Source organism: Monashia sp. HAY1-5C, from assembly GCF_056755255.1.
On record NZ_JBPGXG010000326.1, the window covers coordinates 1 to 281 of the forward strand.

General features: G+C 58.0%; 1 protein-coding gene. It reads left to right on the forward strand.

Annotated elements, in window-relative coordinates:
- Window positions 1-51: 51 nt before the first annotated feature.
- The coding region (locus ACR9ZK_RS21875) for a DinB family protein (protein ID WP_481344058.1) at window positions 52-281 on the forward strand (230 nt) is incomplete at its 3' end.

The following is a 281-nucleotide window of genomic DNA, read 5'->3' on the forward strand; positions in this document are numbered from 1 at the left end:
GGACTGATCTCATAGCCATGGAGGAAAAGCCATATGCTCAGACATTTCAAAATGCTTGCCGACTACAATCGTTGGGCCAATGTTCAAGTCTACGATGCCGCCGCCCGGCTCAGCGATGCGGAATTTCACGAGGATCGCGGTGCCTTCTTCGGCTCGCTGCATGGAACGCTGAACCATCTGCTGGTGACGGACCGGCTGTGGATGCACCGTTTCAGTGGAACCGGCGAGCCACCGGCGGCGCTGGGTGTCGTTCTGCATAACGATCTTACGGGGCGCCGAGA